The sequence below is a fragment of the Streptomyces sp. NPDC060198 genome (assembly GCF_042728415.1).
Classification (GTDB): Bacteria; Actinomycetota; Actinomycetes; order Streptomycetales; family Streptomycetaceae; genus Streptomyces.
The window spans coordinates 1-1,926 of record NZ_JBHWZJ010000641.1 but is presented as its reverse complement, the minus strand read 5'-3'; the positions used below and the strand labels follow the sequence as shown (position 1 = coordinate 1,926).

Here is a 1,926-nt window from a genome sequence, read left to right as displayed (position 1 = left end):
GGACGTCTTCGTCCCGCGGCCGGTCCGTGGACCGGGCGTCTTCAGGGAACCGGTGAAGACTTAGCTGAACGAGTCGCCGCAGGCGCAGGAGCCGGTGGCGTTGGGGTTGTCGATCGTGAAGCCCTGCTTCTCGATGGTGTCGACGAAGTCGATCGAGGCTCCGCCGAGGTACGGGGCACTCATGCGGTCGGTGACGACCTTGACGCCGTCGAAGTCCTTCACGACGTCGCCGTCGAGCGAGCGCTCGTCGAAGAAGAGCTGGTAACGCAGGCCGGAGCAGCCACCGGGCTGTACGGCGACGCGCAGGGCGAGGTCGTCGCGGCCCTCCTGGTCCAGCAGGCCCTTGACCTTGGCTGCGGCGGCGTCGGACAGGAGGATGCCGTCGCTCACGGTGGTGGTCTCGTCCGATACGGACATCTGCTTCTCTCCCGGGTTGTACGGACTGCTTGCCGACGGTGCAACCGTCGCGCGCGTGGATTCATTCCGCGCCCGCGTCCGTCTGTTCCTTTTCATGCTCGCACACGGCGCGCGCGAGGGTATGCGTCACATCGACGGTAACGACGTCGTCAAACTGACGCGATCCGGTTATCATAGATAACGTCAAATAGACGAAAAGGCTCCCGGCGCTGACCCCGGCCCCACCGACCGGCTCCGCCGCGCTCACCAATGACAAGAAAGGGTGCGTGACGTGACCACGGCCCACCCCCCTGTGGAACTCGATGTTCAGCCGTCGCCCCTGGCCCTGCTCCTGCTCGGCCGCGAGGCCGACCCGAAGAGCGAGCGCGGAGTGGAGTGCCCCGGCGACCTGCCCTCCCCGTCCGACCCGGACCTCGTGGAGCGCGCCCGCGCGGCCAAGGAGAAGCTCGGGGACAAGGTGTTCGTCCTCGGCCACCACTACCAGCGCGACGAGGTCATCCAGTTCGCGGACGTCACCGGCGACTCCTTCAAGCTGGCCCGTGACGCCGCCGCCCGCCCGGAGGCCGAGTACATCGTCTTCTGCGGTGTGCACTTCATGGCCGAGTCCGCGGACATCCTGACCGGCGACGACCAGAAGGTCGTCCTGCCCGACCTGGCGGCCGGCTGCTCGATGGCCGACATGGCCACCGCCGAGCAGGTCGCCGAGTGCTGGGACGTGCTGACCGAGGCGGGCGTGGCCGACCGGGTCGTCCCCGTCTCGTACATGAACTCCTCCGCCGACATCAAGGCGTTCACCGGGCGCCACGGCGGCACCATCTGCACCTCCTCCAACGCCGAACGGGCGCTGGAGTGGGCCTTCGAGCAGGGTGACAAGGTCCTCTTCCTCCCCGACCAGCACCTCGGCCGCAACACCGCCGTCCGGGACATGGGGATGTCGCTGGATGACTGCGTCCTCTACAACCCGCACAAGCCGAACGGCGGCCTGACGGCGCAGCAGCTGCGCGACGCGAAGATGATCCTGTGGCGCGGGCACTGCTCGGTGCACGGGCGCTTCTCGGTGGAGTCCGTCGAGGACGTCCGCGCGCGCATCCCCGGCGTCAACGTCCTGGTGCACCCGGAGTGCAAGCACGAGGTCGTCGCTGCGGCCGACCAGGTCGGCTCGACGGAGTACATCATCAAGGCCCTGGAGGCGGCCCCGGCCGGCTCCAAGTGGGCCATCGGCACGGAACTGAACCTGGTGCGCCGACTGGCGAACCGTTTCGCTGCCGAGGACAAGGAGATCGTCTTCCTCGACAAGACGGTCTGCTTCTGCTCGACGATGAACCGGATCGACCTGCCTCACCTGGTCTGGACGCTGGAGTCGCTGGCCGAGGGCAAGCTCGTCAACCGGATCGAGGTCGACCCGGAGACGGAGAAGTACGCGAAGCTGGCGCTGGAGCGGATGCTCGCGCTGCCGTAGGGCGCCGCGTACGCCGAAGGCCCGGCCCCGCACTCTCGCGAGAGTGCGGG

Annotated in this window: 2 protein-coding genes; one reads left to right on the top strand and one right to left on the bottom strand. The window is 68.1% G+C overall.

All coding sequences use genetic code 11. The annotated features are described in order from the left end of the window. Window positions 1-60 precede the first annotated feature (60 nt). Window positions 61-417: an iron-sulfur cluster assembly accessory protein gene (locus ACFWEP_RS34370; protein WP_266703501.1), complete on the bottom strand. Its 357-nt coding sequence runs from the start codon at window positions 415-417 to the stop codon at window positions 61-63. A gap of 262 nt (window positions 418-679) precedes the next feature. On the opposite strand from ACFWEP_RS34370, the gene nadA reads away from it, so the two are divergent. Further along, entirely contained in the window at window positions 680-1,876 is a 1,197-nt protein-coding gene (nadA, locus tag ACFWEP_RS34365; RefSeq protein ID WP_387376190.1) for a quinolinate synthase NadA, read from the top strand. Window positions 1,877-1,926: the final 50 nt, after the last annotated feature.